Here is a 15,325-nt window from a genome sequence, read left to right as displayed (position 1 = left end):
GTCGGGGTAGGGGGATTCGAACTCCCGACATCCTGCTCCCAAAGCAGGCGCGCTACCGGACTGCGCTATACCCCGGTTTGAAATTGGCTCCGTGACCAGGACTCGAACCTGGGACCCAATGATTAACAGTCATTTGCTCTACCGACTGAGCTATCACGGAACTACATATTTCAAAGTACAACTTTTACTGCTCTGTAACCTTCCTCTTCGACCCTGTCCGTATCGCTACGTTAGCGTCTCTGAGGCGCGCTATTCTACAATCTTAAAAACCCCTGTCAACCCTTTAAATTGCTTTTAAGACAATGATTTGCGCTTCTTTCTGATTTCTTCTTGGGGAGAAGAAACCCGTGGGCTGACGTTGCTGCGGGGCGCACTTTACAAGCCTTTTCCTTACAGTTCAACGCCCTAACGAAAAAAAAGGCCCCGCGATGCGGGGCCTTCTCTTATTTGCCTGCTGTTCAGGCTCAGTGGAAGACGATTTCGTCGTTTTCCACAGTGGCTTCGACGCTGGTACCCGGCATAAAACTGCCAGAAAGGATCAACTGCGCCAGCGGGTTCTCGATCCAGCGCTGAATCGCACGCTTCAAAGGCCGTGCGCCATACACCGGGTCGTAACCAACCGCGATGAGCTTATCCAACGCCTCGCGGCTCAGCTGCAGCGACAGTTCGCGCTCAGCCAGACGACTGCGCAGGCGCCCCAACTGGATCTCGGTAATGCCCGCAATCTGATCCCGCGCCAAGGGCTCGAAGATCACCACTTCGTCGACCCGGTTGATGAATTCCGGGCGGAAGTGCGAGGTCAACGCGTCCATGACAGCAGCGCGCTGAGCCTCACGGTCCCCTACCAGCTCCTGGATCTGCGACGAGCCCAGATTGGAGGTCATCACGATTACCGTGTTGCGAAAGTCCACCGTACGCCCGTGGCTGTCCGTCAACCGACCATCTTCCAGCACTTGCAGCAGGATGTTGAACACATCCGGATGCGCCTTCTCGACCTCATCCAGCAGGATCACCGAGTAAGGCTTGCGTCGCACGGCTTCGGTCAGGTAACCGCCCTCCTCGTAGCCCACATAGCCTGGTGGTGCGCCGATCAGACGGGCCACCGAGTGTTTCTCCATGAACTCGGACATATCGATCCGCACCATGGCCTCTTCAGTATCAAAGAGGAATTCGGCCAGCGCCTTGCACAGCTCGGTTTTACCCACGCCGGTCGGGCCGAGGAACATGAACGAGCCGCTCGGACGATTCGGGTCGGACAACCCGGCGCGCGAACGTCGTACCGCGTTGGACACTGCCACAACCGCCTCTTCCTGGCCGATCACGCGCTGGTGCAACAGATGCTCCATCTTCAACAGCTTGTCGCGCTCGCCTTCGAGCATTTTCGACACCGGAATGCCGGTCCACTTGGAGACGACTTCGGCGATTTCTTCCTCGGTCACCTTGCTGCGCAGCAACTGGTTTTCAGACTTGCCGTGCTGGTCGACCATTTGCAGGCTGCGCTCCAGGTCCGGGATGACCCCGTACTGCAACTCGGCCATGCGGTTCAGGTCGCCCTTGCGGCGAGCGGCTTCCAGTTCCTGGCGGGACTGCTCGATCTTTTGCTGGATCTGCGCAGAGCCCTGCACCTCGGCTTTTTCCGAGGTCCAGATTTCTTCAAGGTCCGAGTACTCGCGTTCCAGGCGCACGATTTCTTCCTGGAGTTTTTCCAGACGTTTCTTCGCCGCGTCGTCCTCTTCTTTCTTGAGGGCCTGGGATTCGACTTTCAGTTGAATCAGGCGCCGATCAAGGCGGTCGAGCACTTCCGGCTTGGAATCGATTTCCATACGAATGCGGCTGGCCGCTTCGTCGATCAAATCGATGGCCTTGTCCGGTAACTGACGGTCGGTGATATAGCGATGACTCAATTTGGCCGCCGCAATGATCGCACCATCAGTAATCGCCACCTTATGGTGGACCTCATAGCGCTCTTTCAGGCCACGCAGGATCGCGATGGTGTCTTCTTCACTAGGCTCTTCTACCAGTACTTTCTGGAAGCGCCGCTCAAGAGCTGCGTCCTTCTCTATATATTGGCGGTACTCGTTGAGCGTCGTTGCACCGACGCAATGCAACTCGCCCCGCGCCAAGGCGGGCTTGAGCATGTTGCCAGCGTCCATGGAGCCCTCGCCTTTACCGGCGCCGACCATGGTATGCAGTTCGTCGATGAACAGAATGATCTGCCCGTCCTGCTTCGACAGTTCATTGAGCAGGGATTTGAGGCGTTCTTCGAACTCGCCACGGAACTTGGCACCGGCGATCAACGCGCCCATATCCAGGGACAACAGGCGCTTGCCTTTAAGGCCGTCCGGCACTTCACCATTGATGATGCGTTGGGCCAAGCCTTCAGCAATCGCGGTTTTACCCACGCCAGGCTCACCGATCAACACCGGGTTGTTCTTGGTGCGACGCTGCAGGACCTGGATAGTGCGACGAATTTCATCGTCACGGCCGATCACCGGGTCAAGCTTGCCTTCTTCGGCGCGTTTGGTCAGGTCGACGGTGTACTTGTCCAGGGCCTGGCGCGACTCCTCGTGGTTAGGGTCGTTTACTGCGTCGCCGCCACGCAGGTTGTTGATGGCGTTCTCCAGGGCTTTCTTGCTCACGCCCTGGCCCAACAACAATTTGCCGAGCTTGCTGTTCTCGTCCATGGCGGCGAGCAGTACCAGTTCGCTGGAGATGAACTGGTCACCCTTCTGCTGGGCCAGGCGGTCGGCCTGGTTGAGCAGGCGCGCCAAGTCCTGCGACATGTTCACGTCGCCGGTCGGGTTTTGGATTTTTGGCAGTTGGTCGAGCTCTTTGCTCAATTCCTTGCGCAGGCTGCTGACATCAAAGCCGACCTGCATCAGCAAGGGCTTGATAGAACCACCTTGCTGCTCCAGGAGTGCCTGCATCAAGTGCGCAGGCTCGATGGCCGGGTGGTCGAGACCTACCGCCAACGATTGGGAGTCCGATAAGGCCAACTGTAATTTGCTGGTTAAACGATCAATACGCATTAGTCACCTTCCTTTTGAGCAGGCCGGAGCTATAAAACATTCCTGAATGAAGAAACCTGCCAGATACCCTTATAGATGGGGGGGATTCTGGAAGATTCAAGCCACGGACAGTTGACGTAAGTCAGGAGAGTCTAGCGTTCGAGCCAGATAAGGGAGGCAAATCGACCGGTGCGCGGGCTGCGCCGGTAAGAAAAGAATTGCGGGTCGGTCACCGTGCACAGACCACCACCGTAGACAGCCGTGACACCCCGTGCGGCGAGGCGCAGGCGGGCCAGTCGGTAGATGTCGGCCATGAACTTGCCAGGGTTATGGCTCGGCACAAAAGCTTCGGCCGTGATCGGCAGTTGCTGCATGAACGCTTCACGCACTTCCGGGCCGACTTCAAAGGCTTGCGGACCGATTGCCGGACCCAGCCAGACCAATACGTCGGCAGGTTCAGTCTCCAGGCTTTCGAAAGCAGCCTCCAACACACCGGCCGCCAACCCACGCCAACCGGCATGGGCCGCAGCGACGCGAGTCCCGGCACGGTTGCAGAACAACGCGGGCAGGCAATCGGCAGTCATAGCGGTACAGGCGATGCCAGGGGTGCTGGTCCAACTGCCATCAGCTTCAGCCGTGTGACCAGGATCGGCCTCGACCACGCTCACCCCATGGACTTGGCGCAGCCAGGCCGGCTTAATAGCAAAGGCGTCGCTGAGACGACGGCGGTTTTCAAGGACAGCCTCCAGGCTGTCCTCGACATGATCGCCCAGGTTGAGGCTGTCGAATGGCGCCATGCTGACGCCACCCGCACGGGTGGTGACACAAGCCTTTACCCGAGCCGGCGCGGGCCAGTCAGGTATCAGCCGGTCACTCATCCGACAAACGCCTCGCGGTCCTGTTTGAGCAGCGACAGCAACCAGACAAAATCGTCCGGCAGTGGCGATTCCCAACTCATGCGCTTACCGCTCGTCGGATGATCCAGCTCCAGGAAACGTGCATGCAGTGCCTGGCGCGGGAACGTCTTGAGCGATTCGACCATGGTCTGGCTGGCCGCAGGCGGAATGCGGAAGCGGCCACCGTAGGCAGGATCGCCGACCAACGGGAAGTTGATGTGGGCCATGTGCACGCGGATCTGGTGAGTACGACCGGTTTCCAGCTTGACCCGCACGTGAGTGTGGGAACGGAAACGCTCCAGCACACGGTAGTGGCTCACGGCTTGCTTGCCGCCTTCCATTACCGCCATGCGCTGGCGCTGCTGGCCGTGGCGACCGATGGGGGCGTTGATCTTGCCACCCGCGACGACCACGCCGATCACGATGCACTCATAGATCCGGCTGACGCTACGGCTCTGCAACTGCGTAACCAGCTGCGTCTGCGCCTGAATGGTCTTAGCGACCACCATCAGGCCGGTGGTGTCCTTGTCCAGACGGTGCACGATCCCGCAGCGCGGGACGTTGATGATGTCGGGGATATGGTGCAACAGGGCATTGAGCAAGGTGCCATCAGCGTGCCCGGCCGCCGGGTGAACCACCAGGCCTGCGGGTTTGTTGATGACCAGGATGTCGTCGTCTTCATAGACGATATCCAGCTCGATGTCCTGGGCGACCCATTCTCCCTGGGCTTCCTGCTCGGCAGTCAGCTCAAGAATCGCACCGCCATGAACTATGTCTCGCGGGCGGATAACCGCTCCATCCACAGTCAGGCGGCCGTCTTTGATCCAGGCGGAAAGGCGCGAGCGCGAGTGCTCAGCGAATAATTGTGCGGCGACTTGATCGAGGCGTTGGCCGCCCAATTCGGACGGCACCTCTGCGCGAAGTTCAATTTTATCGGACATGCTCAGACTAGGCGTGGCACAGCCTTTGGTTTCGGCTGCGCGCTTGTGGTTAAATACGGCGTCTTTTGCCCCGAGGCTTTCAACGGGGCGCTCATCATAACAGGACGGCCCCGCCCAAGACAGCGGCCGTCATAGGGACGCAAGCCGCCATGCAAGTGAAACACCTGCTGCTGATCGCCATCCTCGCCATGACTGCTGCTTGCTCGTCAACAAAGGACGTCGTCGACGAAAACCTGAGCGAAGTCGAGCTGTACCAACTGGCACAGAAAGACTTGGACAATAATAGCTACACCAGCGCCACAGCGAAGCTGAAGGCACTGGAGTCGCGTTATCCGTTCGGGCGCTACGCCGACCAGGCTCAGCTTGAGCTGATCTACGCCAACTACAAGAACGCCGAGCCGGAAGCTGCCAAGTCCGCCGCCGAGCGCTTCATCCGCTTGCACCCGCAACACCCGAACGTGGACTACGCCTACTACCTCAAGGGCCTGACCTCGTTCGACCAGGACGTTGGCCTGCTGGCGCGCTTCCTGCCGCTGGACATGACCAAGCGTGACCCAGGTGCTGCCCGCGACTCCTACAACGAGTTCGCACAGTTGACCAGCCGCTATCCGAACAGCCGCTACGCGCCGGACGCCAAGCAGCGCATGATCTACCTGCGCAACCTGCTGGCGTCCTACGAAATCCACGTAGCTCACTACTACCTGACCCGTCAGGCGTACGTGGCTGCCGCCAACCGTGGCCGCTATGTCGTAGAGAACTTCCAGGAAACCCCTTCCGTGGGTGACGGCCTGGCAGTGATGACCGAGGCTTACCAGCGGCTGCACCTGGACGATCTGGCCAACACCAGCCTGGAGACCCTCAAGCTCAACTACCCGGATCACCCTAGCCTGAAAGACGGCCAGTTCGTGCCTCAGGTTGCCGAAGCTGACAACCGTTCGTGGCTGAGCAAGTACACCCTGGGCCTGATCGAGTCGCGCCCTCCGTTGCCGCCGGGCGAAACCCGCGCCAATCAGGACGTGATCAAACAATACCAGGACGCCAAGGAAGCCATTCCGTCGGAGCTCAAGCCGCACGACGAGAACGGCGACGTGATCGAAGAAGAAGAGCCAGAGGCTCTGGGCAACAACCAGGACCGCTCGTGGTTCAGCTACATGACCTTCGGTGTGTTCGACTGATCTGTCGATGCAACGCAAAAAAGGAGCCCCTCGGGGCTCCTTTTTTATGGGCAGTATTATTGCGCTGTGCGTCTGCCACGTCCTTGGCTAAACTGGCGCATTCCTTATCGAGAAACCGCCCATCATGCTTCGTCTTCTGTTCTGGATTGCCGTTATTGCTGCCGCGGTATGGTTCTGGCGCAAATTCAAAAACCCGGCCGCCAAGCAGCAACGCAACAACGAGCCTGACGCTGCGTTGATGGTGCGTTGCGCCCACTGCGGCGTGCACCTGCCACAGGATCGCGCCCTAAGCTTGCGCCAGGAGTGGTATTGCACTCAGGCGCATCTGGAGCAGGGACCGAAGTCTATACAGCGCTGATGCGACCTTCAGGCAAGTAAGGCGCAGGATCGATGATCGGCGCATGCCCCAGCAGCAAGTCTGCAAACAACTGACAGGACGCCGGCGCCAGTACCAGGCCGTTGCGGTAATGCCCGCAATTGAGCCACAGCCCTTTAAAGCCGGGAACCTGGCCGATATAGGGAATACCTTCCGGTGAGCCTGGGCGCAAACCGGCCCAATGCCCCACTACTTCGGCGTCTGCCAGGGCGGGAATCAGCTCCACAGCCGAGGCTTTGAGACTTTCCAGCGCAGTATCGGTGGGGGTCTTGTCGAAGCCCTCGTGTTCCAGGGTACTGCCAATGAGAATATGCCCGTCGCGCCGGGGGATGGCATAACGGCCCTTGGCCAGGACCATGCTCGACAAGAAGTCCGAGGCGCATTTGTACAAAATCATCTGCCCCTTGACCGGTTCCACCGGCAGCACCAAGCCCAGCGTGCCGAGCAACTCACCGCTCCACGCGCCTGCTGCCAGTACCACTTGCTCCCCGACAATCGCCCCCACTGCCGTGTTTACGCCCACTACATTGTCGCCTTCCATGACAAATCCAGTGACTTCACACTGTTCGTGAACAGTTACGCCAGGCAGTGCCAACAACGCAGCCTTGAGGGATTTGACCAAGCGAGGGTTGCGCACATTGGCCACGCCAGCCATATAGATCGCGCTGGAATACCCGCCACCCAGCACCGGAACCGCATCATGGGCGGCCGACACATCCACTTTGCCTAGAGGCCGACCTTCACGGACCGCCCATGCCAGCGCCTCGGCCTCATCTTCCAAGTCTAGCCAGTACAAGCCGGTGGTATGAACCTCAGGGTCGATGCCGGTGGCGGCAAACAGGCGCTCAGCCAGTTGCGGATAAAAATCCTGGGACCAATGGGCCAATGCAGTGACCGCCGGGCTATAGCGCCACGGATACAGCGGAGACACAATGCCACCGCCCGCCCATGAAGACTCCTGCCCCACACCGGCGCGCTCCAACAGGACCACCGCCTGCCCCTGGCTCGCCAGGTTGTACGCCGTCAGCAGGCCAATGACTCCGCCGCCGACAATCACCACTTGCTGTTGCTTAGCCATCATTCGATCCAGCCGATAAATAGGAACAAGCGCACCTGGCGCCCAATCATCCAGCACCCCCATCAGTGCCCCCAGCATGTCTGGCGCGACATCTCAGGTGCTGCCCCCGGATTGGCCCGCACACCCGTGCTGCTAAGGCTGAAGTCACCACAAGGGTCACCCACCATCAACGAATCGACGCCCGGCGTAGCGACCAGGTAGAAATCCTGAGGGTTCAACGCAGCGGTGATTCTATAGCGATCATTGCCTGTGCTGACGCCGCTGGCGTCAATAAAAGTGCCGTTCCTCGTATAAAAACGCTCAAGGTGCTGAGCTTGCTCGGTCAGTAGCGCGACAATTTCCGCGCGATAGACCTTTTTTACATGACGGGTGTAGCCGGGGTAAGCGATCCCGGCCAGAAACGCGATGATCGCTACGCAGATAAGTAACTCGATCAGGGTAAAGCCCCGGCAGTCCATGCCCATTCCACTGTTCCTCATTGAAGCTGTCGCCATGACACCCGCCGAAACCGCGGGCCACTTTCCAATTCCACCCGCGCATATACAGTCTCCAATACCGTGCGCGACTGGCCGCTGAACCCGACCGCCGTCACCCGGTAGACCGCCGCCGAGGCATGAGGCGGCAGATGCGCCAGCCCTACGCCAGGACCCAAGGCTTGAATGCCGTAGAGCCCTCCCCTGACGGCAACCCAGGTCACTGCCGAAACAGGGTTCGTCCCTGCAGCCACCAGCAAAAACGCCTCGTCCGGCGGCGCGCAGGTAACGATCGACCAGCACTGCGGCCACCCGACACCCGCTCGCTGCACCGCCTGCTCTCCCAGCCTCAAGCCGCTTTCGGCGTTTTGAAGCGACTGGTTTCGTTGCCACAGGCTGCCGCTGATCTTTTGCTGGGCCACCGCACCTTGGATTGACGACAAGCCAATCAGTGACAACAGCAGCAAAAACACCAGGCTTATCAGCAGCACCATTCCCCTCTGCTGCGAAGAAATACCGTCAGTCAGCACCATGACCGCCCTACCCCACACGGTTACGCAGCGCCGCCACGACGCTATAGGTTTGATCTTTCACCCGGCCCGTCGGGTCTCGCAGCGTCATGCGGATGCGTACGCTGCGGATCAACGACTCGTCAGACGGCATGGCGTCGTAGCGCACTACCTGCGCCGATGTCGGCCCGGCCGCCACACCGAAACTGAGATCGAACGCCCCCACGTTATCCACCAACACTGCCCTGGCCGGCGCAGCAGGCGTGCTGACCTTTAACTGGCCGGCCTCGAAGGTGTAGGTGAGTTGGCGAATGGCAAAGCGAATCTGCCCGGGAACTGGCGAAGGTGAGGTCCCGCCGTATGCATAGGCCGTACCCGTGCAGTCGGACAACACCGTCCAGTCAGGTTTGCCACCGCCAGCACCCACGTCCGCAGTCAACAGCGTCAGCGACGTTGAACCGCCCCCGGCACTCCAGCCAACCGGCCGATCAAAGGCCGGTGGGGCATTGTCGATAAACGCAGTAGCCATACAGCCAAACATGCCCGCCTGGCGAATGTCCTGGAGCATCTTGCCCAGCGCAAACCGGGCGTCGTCCTGCAGCAACATGGCTGCCTGCTGGCTGGCGTGGGTCATTCGGGAACCGATCACCACTTGGCTGCCCCCAAGCACCAGCACCAAACCGACTGCCAGGGCCAGCAGCAACTCCATCAAGCTGAAACCCCTCGCCACAGGCCTCATTGCGCCACCTCTGGCCCTGGGTCGATTCGACTGGTCAGGGTAAAGGTTTCCCGCGCATCAGGGATGTTCGAACTCGATCGGTCATCCCAACTGATACTGACCGTCACCTCATTTCTACTGACCACCACAGAGCCTTTGGCACTTTCCCCGGCAAAACCGCGAATATTGGCCTCGAAGTCATGCAGGTCCAGGTCACGCACACTGGCAGTCGCGGTATTGGCCGGAGCCCTTACCCTCCCTGGCGATGAGTAGTCGGCGCCGGAATTGGCGCGGATTCGGTCGAGCATATCGTAGGCAATGAAACTGGCCTGACTGGTCATCCTCGAACTGTCGGTGTATTTGAGGGCATTGAGCTGGAGCACCACCGCGCCTAACAGGCCGACCGCGAGAATCAGCACCGCTACCAGCACCTCAATCAACGTCATGCCGATTTGATGTCGCGCTACAGCGTGGGGAAAACAGGTATTCAGGCAGGCAAGCATTACCGTCGTCATCCGTGTCGAAGGGCAAAAAAGCAGGAAAATCCTGCGGTGCGGCCCAAGACTAGCGTCGGTTTTTCGCCCGCGCTGCTGATGGAACAAAGGGAAATACTTTGGACATGAAGGCCATCATTCGGCACTCCGCGCCGGGCGCTATACCTATGTCTCAACCTGCTTTCTGCACACGTCCACGGAGGGACGTCCAATGGGACAACGAGGTTTTACCCTGATCGAACTGCTGCTCGGACTGATCGTGAGCGGCATCCTGGCGCATCTGGCAGTGCCGGGTTTCGCGGGGCTGCTGGAGTCACAGCAGCGACAAAGCGCGGCGCAATCGCTGACCAACGGACTCCGCTTCGCACGCACCGAAGCCATCACGCGTAACCGCGCGGTGGTCATTCACGCACTGGACGATGACTGGAGTCGAGGTTGGCGGGTGATAGTGGACATCAGCGGGCGCGGCCATCTGGACGACAACAACCCGGTGCTGCTGGAGCGCCAGGACAGCGGTCGTGTGCCGATAGTGGGAAATGGCCCGGTCAAAAGCCAGGTGCGGTTCAGCGGGTTGGGCGAACCGGTATTTTCAGGGGGAGGTTTTCGTGCCGGCACTGTGCACATATGCGCCAAGGACTCGGCGCAAAGTGTGCACCAAGTGGTGCTGGCGCCCAGTGGGCGCATCAGCCTGCGCAGCGATAAAGCCGAACAGGCGTTGTGCCGGAGTACCTCCGGCACCCTGGCATTCAGAGCAGTGAGCGAACCCGCAGCTCCTTGGGCATGGAGAAAGTGATGTTCTCTTCACGTCCCGCCAACTCATCAGCGCCGGTAGCCCCCCAGGCGTGCAGTTGCTGGATAACACCGCGCACCAGTACTTCTGGGGCAGAAGCACCCGCTGTGATGCCGATACGCTGGACGCCATCGAACCAACTGCGCTGCATGTCTTCAGCCCCGTCGATCAAGTACGCCGGGGTAGCCATGCGCTCAGCCAGCTCACGCAGACGGTTGGAGTTGGAGCTGTTGGGGCTGCCGACCACCAGAACCACATCGCACTCGTCAGCCAATTGCTTGACCGCGTCCTGGCGATTTTGGGTGGCGTAGCAGATGTCATCCTTACGCGGGCCGCCGATGGCCGGGAAACGGGTGCGCAGGGCATCGATCACACGGCTGGTGTCGTCCATGGACAAGGTGGTCTGGGTGACGAAGGCCAAACGATCTGGGTTGTGCACCTGCAGGTTGGCGACGTCTTTCTCGTCTTCCACCAGGTAGATGGCGCCGCCATTGCTGGCGTCGTATTGGCCCATGGTGCCTTCGACTTCCGGGTGACCGGCATGACCGATCAGGATGCATTCCCGACCGTCGCGGCTGTAGCGCGCGACTTCGATGTGCACCTTGGTGACCAGAGGGCAGGTGGCATCGAACACTTTGAGGCCACGGCCTGCTGCTTCGGTACGCACGGCCTGGGAAACACCGTGGGCACTGAAGATGACGATCACGTCGTCCGGCACCTGGTCTAGCTCTTCGACAAAGATCGCGCCGCGTGCGCGCAGGTCTTCGACCACAAACTTGTTGTGGACGACTTCATGACGCACGTAGATCGGCGGACCGAAGACTTCCAGGGCGCGATTGACGATTTCGATCGCACGGTCCACGCCGGCGCAGAAGCCACGGGGGTTGGCGAGTTTGATTTGCATGCTGTGCCTCGTGTCTGGCGCTGGGGTCAGAGTTGATGCTACTGAACTGACAATAGAGATCAAAAGTGGGAGAGGGCTTGCCTCCGATGGCTGCGCGTCAATTGATACATCTTTGACTGAGCCGCTGCCATCGGGGGCAAGCCCCCTCCCACATTTTAGACCGGGGCGTTGATCAAAGTGCTTTAACGTCGATGATTTCAACGTCAAAGGTCAAGGTTTTACCGGCCAACGGGTGGTTGAAGTCGATCGTCACTTGCGCGTCATCGAAGGTTTTCACCACGCCAGGCAGTTCGGTATTCGCCGCGTCGTTGAAGATCACCAGCAGACCTTCCGACAGGTCCATGTCCTGGAACTGCGAACGCGGGATGATCTGCACATTTTGCGGGTTGGGCTGGCCAAAGGCGTTTTCCGGCAGAATCTGCAGGGTGCGCTTGTCGCCGGCCTTGAAACCGAACAGGGCCGCTTCAAAACCCGGCAGCAGGTTGCCGTCACCGACCTTGAAGGTCGCAGGGGCTTTGTCGAACGTGCTGTCGACCGTGTCGCCATTCTCCAGGCGCAATGCAAAGTGCAAAGTGACTTCCGTGTTCTGGCCGATGCGTTGCTCAGCCAATACCTGATCAGTCATTGACGGTCTCTCCGGTTTTCTTACTTTTGAACATATCCAGCGCCAACATGATTGCGCCGACGGTGATGGCGCTGTCGGCGAAGTTGAACGCCGGGAAGTAATGACGGTTCTGCCAATGCACCAGGATGAAGTCGATCACATGGCCAAGGGCAATGCGGTCGTACAGGTTACCCAGCGCACCACCCAGCACCAGGGCCAAGGCAACGGCCAGCCAGGTGTCATCGCGACCCAGGCGCTTGAGCCACACCACCAGCACCGCACTGACCACCAGCGCGATAACGGCAAACAGCCAGCGCTGCCAGCCACCGCCATCAGCGAGGAAGCTGAACGCGGCGCCGGTGTTGTAGGCCAGGGTCCAGCTGAAGTAATCGGGGATCACCACGATCTGCTGGAACATTTCCAGGGAGCCCTCGAAGTGAGCCTTGCTGACCTGGTCAATGACCAGGACCAGCAAACTCAACACGAGCAAGCCCAGGCGTCCGAAACGACTGGCGTTAGGCATAGTGGCGAACCTCGCCTTCACCGGAGATGTTGTCGACGCAACGACCACAGATTTCCGGATGCTCAGGGTTCACACCCACATCTTCACGGCAGTGCCAGCAACGGGCGCACTTGGCAAAGGCGGACTTCATCACTTTAAGCTTGAGGCCCGGCACTTCGGTAGCCACGGCATCAGCCGGTGCTTGAGCGAATGGCGCCAGGCTCGCCGTGGAGGTGATCAACACGAAGCGCAGCTCGTTGCTCAGTTTGGCCAGGTCGGCGGTCAGGCCTTCCTCGGCAAACAGGGTGACTTCAGCTTGCAGGTTGCCACCGACGGCCTTGGCCGCACGTTGAACTTCCAGCTCCTTGTTCACCGCAACTTTGACGGCCATCACGCCTTCCCAGTACTCGCGGCCCAGTTCGAAGTCGGCAGGCAGTTCGGTCAGGCCTTCGTACCAGGTGTTGAGCATCACGGATTCGTTGCGCTCGCCCGGCAGGTATTCCCACAGTTCGTCGGCGGTGAACGCAAGGATCGGCGCGATCCAGCGCACCAGCGCTTCGCTGATGTGGTACAGCGCAGTCTGCGCCGAACGGCGTGCTTTGCTGTTAGCGGCGGTGGTGTACTGGCGGTCCTTGATGATGTCGAGGTAGAAACCACCCAGTTCCTGCACGCAGAAGTTGTGGATTTTCGAGTACACGTTCCAGAAGCGGTATTCGCCGTAGTGTTCCTGCAACTCGCGCTGCAGCAACAGGGTGCGGTCCACGGCCCAACGGTCCAGGGCGAGCATGTCCTCGGCCGGCAGGATGTCGGTGGCCGGGTTGAAACCGGTCAGGTTCGACAGCAGGAAGCGCGCGGTATTGCGGATGCGACGATAGGCATCGGCGCTGCGGGCCAGGATCTGGTCCGATACGGCGATCTCGCCCGAGTAATCGGTCGAGGCCACCCACAGACGCATGATGTCGGCGCCCAGGGTGTCGTTGATCTTTTTCGGCTCGATCACGTTTTTCAGCGACTTGGACATCTTGCGACCCGTCTCGTCGACGGTGAAGCCGTGGGTCAGCAATTCGCGGTACGGGGCGTGATCGTCGATGGCGCAACCGGTCAGCAACGAGGAGTGGAACCAGCCACGGTGTTGGTCCGAGCCTTCCAGGTACAGGTCGGCACGCGGGCCGGTCTCGTGGCCCATCGGGTGCGAGCCACGCAGCACGTGCCAGTGGGTGGTGCCCGAGTCGAACCACACGTCGAGGGTGTCGCTGATCTTGTCGTACTGCGGCGCTTCGTCGCCAAGCAGTTCGGCGGCGTCCAGTTTGAACCAGGCTTCGATGCCCTCCTGTTCAACGCGCTGGGCCACGACTTCCATCAGCTCGACGGTACGCGGGTGCAACTCGCCGCTTTCCTTGTTCAGGAAGAACGGGATCGGCACGCCCCAGTTACGCTGGCGGGAGATGCACCAGTCCGGACGATTGGCGATCATCGAGTGCAGGCGCGCCTGGCCCCAGGCCGGGACGAACTTGGTGTCTTCGATGGCCTTGATCGCGCGGTTGCGCAGGGTATCGCCGCTGGCTGGCTCTTTGTCCATGCCGATGAACCACTGCGCGGTGGCGCGGTAGATCAGCGGAGTTTTGTGGCGCCAGCAGTGCATGTAGCTGTGCTTGATGGTGTCGGTTTGCATCAATGCGCCGACTTCACGCAGCTTTTCGATGATCGGCTGGTCGGCCTTGAAGATGAACTGACCACCGAAGAACTCCAGCGAAGGCACGTACACGCCGTTGCTTTGCACCGGGTTGATGATGTCATCGTTGACCAGGCCGTACTTCTTGCAGATCACAAAGTCGTCAACGCCATAGGCGGGCGAGCAGTGGACCACGCCAGTGCCCGAGCCCAGCTCGACATAGTCAGCCAGGTACACCGGCGACAGACGGTCATAGAACGGGTGACGGAAGTTGATCAGTTCAAGCGCGGAGCCGGTGGTGGTGGCGATGACCGAACCTTGCAGCTCGTAACGCGCCAGGCACGCCTCGACCATTTCCTCGGCCAGCACCAGCAGGCGATCACCGACGTCTACCAGCGCGTAGGTGAACTCCGGGTGCACGTTCAGCGCCTGGTTGGCCGGGATGGTCCACGGGGTGGTGGTCCAGATCACGATGGCCGCTGGTTTGCTCAGGCTTGCCAGGCCGAATGCCTGGGCCAGCTTGGCGTCGTCGGCGATCGGGAACGCCACGTCGATGGTCGAGGACTTTTTGTCTTCGTACTCGACTTCGGCTTCGGCCAATGCCGAACCGCAGTCAAAGCACCAGTTCACGGGCTTGAGGCCCTTGAACACGAAACCACCCTTGACGATTTCTGCCAAGGCGCGGATTTCACCGGCCTCGTTCTTGAAGTTCATGGTTTTGTACGGGTTGTCCCACTCGCCCAACACACCCAGGCGGATGAACTCGGACTTCTGCCCTTCGATCTGCTCGGCGGCGTAGGCACGGCACAGTTCGCGGGTTTTATCGGCGCCCAGGTTCTTGCCGTAGGTCACTTCGACCTTGTGTTCGATCGGCAGGCCGTGGCAGTCCCAACCCGGAACATAAGGTGCGTCGAAGCCCGAAAGGGTTTTCGAACGCAGGATCATGTCCTTGAGAATTTTGTTCAGTGCATGACCGATGTGAATCGTGCCGTTGGCGTAAGGAGGGCCGTCGTGCAGGACGAACTTCGGACGATCCTTGCCAATCTCGCGCAACTTTCCGTACAGGCCAATACTGTCCCAGCGCTGCAGGATCTGCGGTTCGCGCTGTGGCAGGCCGGCCTTCATTGGGAAGGCGGTGTCCGGAAGGTTTAGCGTGGCTTTATAGTCGGTCATTTAAGGCTCTTC

The 15,325-nt window shown here is 59.9% G+C and carries 15 protein-coding genes and 2 tRNA genes; 3 read left to right on the top strand and 14 right to left on the bottom strand.

The features are described 5' to 3' along the window. Position 1: 1 nt before the first annotated feature. The 5 genes from AOA60_RS08165 to rluD form a co-directional block, all read right to left on the bottom strand. Positions 2 to 75: transfer RNA gene (locus AOA60_RS08165), tRNA-Pro, on the bottom strand. Positions 76 to 84: 9 nt separating this feature from the next. Then, positions 85 to 160 (bottom strand) — tRNA-Asn (locus AOA60_RS08160). A 304-nt stretch (positions 161 to 464) separates the two neighbouring features. Then, positions 465 to 3,029 carry an ATP-dependent chaperone ClpB gene (gene clpB, locus AOA60_RS08155; RefSeq protein WP_099583991.1) on the bottom strand — a complete coding sequence of 855 codons (2,565 nt, stop codon included), beginning with the start codon at positions 3,027 to 3,029 and terminating at the stop codon, positions 465 to 467. Positions 3,030 to 3,160: 131 nt separating this feature from the next. Further along, positions 3,161 to 3,886, bottom strand: a complete 726-nt coding sequence (gene pgeF / locus AOA60_RS08150) for a peptidoglycan editing factor PgeF (RefSeq protein WP_099583990.1) — start codon at positions 3,884 to 3,886, stop codon at positions 3,161 to 3,163. After that, the gene (gene rluD / locus AOA60_RS08145; protein ID WP_032886184.1) at positions 3,883 to 4,845 is read right to left on the bottom strand and encodes a 23S rRNA pseudouridine(1911/1915/1917) synthase RluD; all 963 of its coding nucleotides are present in this window, start codon (positions 4,843 to 4,845) and stop codon (positions 3,883 to 3,885) included. Before rluD ends, pgeF begins: the two co-directional genes overlap by 4 nt. Positions 4,846 to 4,994: 149 nt before the next feature. On the opposite strand from rluD, the gene AOA60_RS08140 reads away from it, so the two are divergent. Both AOA60_RS08140 and AOA60_RS08135 read left to right on the top strand, forming a co-directional pair. Then, positions 4,995 to 6,020 (top strand): outer membrane protein assembly factor BamD, encoded by a 1,026-nt coding sequence (locus AOA60_RS08140; RefSeq protein WP_099583989.1) that lies wholly within the window; start codon positions 4,995 to 4,997, stop codon positions 6,018 to 6,020. Positions 6,021 to 6,144: 124 nt separating this feature from the next. Then, complete coding sequence (locus AOA60_RS08135) at positions 6,145 to 6,378, top strand: PP0621 family protein (RefSeq protein ID WP_099583988.1); 234 nt, start codon at positions 6,145 to 6,147, stop codon at positions 6,376 to 6,378. Here AOA60_RS08135 and thiO read toward each other — a convergent pair. The 5 genes from thiO to pilV all read right to left on the bottom strand — a co-directional run bounded on the left by thiO (position 6,365) and on the right by pilV (position 9,677). Continuing rightward, positions 6,365 to 7,474 (bottom strand): glycine oxidase ThiO, encoded by a 1,110-nt coding sequence (gene thiO, locus AOA60_RS08130; RefSeq protein WP_099583987.1) that lies wholly within the window; start codon positions 7,472 to 7,474, stop codon positions 6,365 to 6,367. The genes AOA60_RS08135 and thiO overlap by 14 nt on opposite strands. Before the next feature lie 62 nt (positions 7,475 to 7,536). Continuing rightward, positions 7,537 to 7,938 (bottom strand): type IV pilin protein, encoded by a 402-nt coding sequence (locus AOA60_RS08125; RefSeq protein WP_099583986.1) that lies wholly within the window; start codon positions 7,936 to 7,938, stop codon positions 7,537 to 7,539. Between the two features lie 11 nt (positions 7,939 to 7,949). After that, positions 7,950 to 8,480, bottom strand: a complete 531-nt coding sequence (locus AOA60_RS08120) for a PilX N-terminal domain-containing pilus assembly protein (protein WP_099583996.1) — start codon at positions 8,478 to 8,480, stop codon at positions 7,950 to 7,952. A 7-nt stretch (positions 8,481 to 8,487) separates the two neighbouring features. Continuing rightward, complete coding sequence (locus tag AOA60_RS08115; protein ID WP_099583985.1) at positions 8,488 to 9,195, bottom strand: PilW family protein; 708 nt, start codon at positions 9,193 to 9,195, stop codon at positions 8,488 to 8,490. Beyond that, complete coding sequence (gene pilV / locus AOA60_RS08110; RefSeq protein WP_099583995.1) at positions 9,192 to 9,677, bottom strand: type IV pilus modification protein PilV; 486 nt, start codon at positions 9,675 to 9,677, stop codon at positions 9,192 to 9,194. The genes AOA60_RS08115 and pilV overlap by 4 nt, the downstream gene beginning before the upstream one ends. 202 nt (positions 9,678 to 9,879) lie before the next feature. On the opposite strand from pilV, the gene AOA60_RS08105 reads away from it, so the two are divergent. After that, positions 9,880 to 10,461: a GspH/FimT family pseudopilin gene (locus AOA60_RS08105; protein WP_099583984.1), complete on the top strand. Its 582-nt coding sequence runs from the start codon at positions 9,880 to 9,882 to the stop codon at positions 10,459 to 10,461. Here the strand turns inward: AOA60_RS08105 and ispH are convergent. From ispH to ileS, 4 genes are all read right to left on the bottom strand, one after another. Further along, positions 10,415 to 11,362: a 4-hydroxy-3-methylbut-2-enyl diphosphate reductase gene (ispH, locus tag AOA60_RS08100; RefSeq protein WP_099583983.1), complete on the bottom strand. Its 948-nt coding sequence runs from the start codon at positions 11,360 to 11,362 to the stop codon at positions 10,415 to 10,417. The genes AOA60_RS08105 and ispH overlap by 47 nt on opposite strands. A gap of 172 nt (positions 11,363 to 11,534) precedes the next feature. Next, positions 11,535 to 11,972 carry an FKBP-type peptidyl-prolyl cis-trans isomerase gene (gene fkpB / locus AOA60_RS08095; protein WP_010213263.1) on the bottom strand — a complete coding sequence of 146 codons (438 nt, stop codon included), beginning with the start codon at positions 11,970 to 11,972 and terminating at the stop codon, positions 11,535 to 11,537. Between the two features lie 7 nt (positions 11,973 to 11,979). Continuing rightward, complete coding sequence (gene lspA / locus AOA60_RS08090) at positions 11,980 to 12,489, bottom strand: signal peptidase II (protein WP_099583982.1); 510 nt, start codon at positions 12,487 to 12,489, stop codon at positions 11,980 to 11,982. After that, positions 12,482 to 15,313, bottom strand: a complete 2,832-nt coding sequence (gene ileS / locus AOA60_RS08085; RefSeq protein WP_099583981.1) for an isoleucine--tRNA ligase — start codon at positions 15,311 to 15,313, stop codon at positions 12,482 to 12,484. Before ileS ends, lspA begins: the two co-directional genes overlap by 8 nt. Positions 15,314 to 15,325 lie beyond the last annotated feature (12 nt).

The organism is Pseudomonas sp. 2822-17 (genome assembly GCF_002742485.1).
GTDB lineage: Bacteria > Pseudomonadota > Gammaproteobacteria > Pseudomonadales > Pseudomonadaceae > Aquipseudomonas > Aquipseudomonas cyclaminis.
Note: the sequence above shows the minus strand (reverse complement) of the source record. Positions and strands in the feature narration are given on the sequence as shown.

What these genes read in the sequence shown, in the direction of transcription:
- ileS (WP_099583981.1), bottom strand. Translation starts at nt 15,313, where the DNA reads ATGACCGACTATAAAGCCACGCTAAACCTTCCGGACACCGCCTTCCCA.
- AOA60_RS08120 (WP_099583996.1), bottom strand. Translation starts at nt 8,480, where the DNA reads ATGGTGCTGACTGACGGTATTTCTTCGCAGCAGAGGGGAATGGTGCTG.
- AOA60_RS08135 (WP_099583988.1), top strand. Translation starts at nt 6,145, where the DNA reads ATGCTTCGTCTTCTGTTCTGGATTGCCGTTATTGCTGCCGCGGTATGG.
- ispH (WP_099583983.1), bottom strand. Translation starts at nt 11,362, where the DNA reads ATGCAAATCAAACTCGCCAACCCCCGTGGCTTCTGCGCCGGCGTGGAC.
- AOA60_RS08105 (WP_099583984.1), top strand. Translation starts at nt 9,880, where the DNA reads ATGGGACAACGAGGTTTTACCCTGATCGAACTGCTGCTCGGACTGATC.
- AOA60_RS08115 (WP_099583985.1), bottom strand. Translation starts at nt 9,195, where the DNA reads ATGAGGCCTGTGGCGAGGGGTTTCAGCTTGATGGAGTTGCTGCTGGCC.
- thiO (WP_099583987.1), bottom strand. Translation starts at nt 7,474, where the DNA reads ATGGCTAAGCAACAGCAAGTGGTGATTGTCGGCGGCGGAGTCATTGGC.
- clpB (WP_099583991.1), bottom strand. Translation starts at nt 3,029, where the DNA reads ATGCGTATTGATCGTTTAACCAGCAAATTACAGTTGGCCTTATCGGAC.
- pilV (WP_099583995.1), bottom strand. Translation starts at nt 9,677, where the DNA reads ATGCTTGCCTGCCTGAATACCTGTTTTCCCCACGCTGTAGCGCGACAT.
- AOA60_RS08140 (WP_099583989.1), top strand. Translation starts at nt 4,995, where the DNA reads ATGCAAGTGAAACACCTGCTGCTGATCGCCATCCTCGCCATGACTGCT.
- AOA60_RS08125 (WP_099583986.1), bottom strand. Translation starts at nt 7,938, where the DNA reads ATGGGCATGGACTGCCGGGGCTTTACCCTGATCGAGTTACTTATCTGC.
- lspA (WP_099583982.1), bottom strand. Translation starts at nt 12,489, where the DNA reads ATGCCTAACGCCAGTCGTTTCGGACGCCTGGGCTTGCTCGTGTTGAGT.
- rluD (WP_032886184.1), bottom strand. Translation starts at nt 4,845, where the DNA reads ATGTCCGATAAAATTGAACTTCGCGCAGAGGTGCCGTCCGAATTGGGC.
- pgeF (WP_099583990.1), bottom strand. Translation starts at nt 3,886, where the DNA reads ATGAGTGACCGGCTGATACCTGACTGGCCCGCGCCGGCTCGGGTAAAG.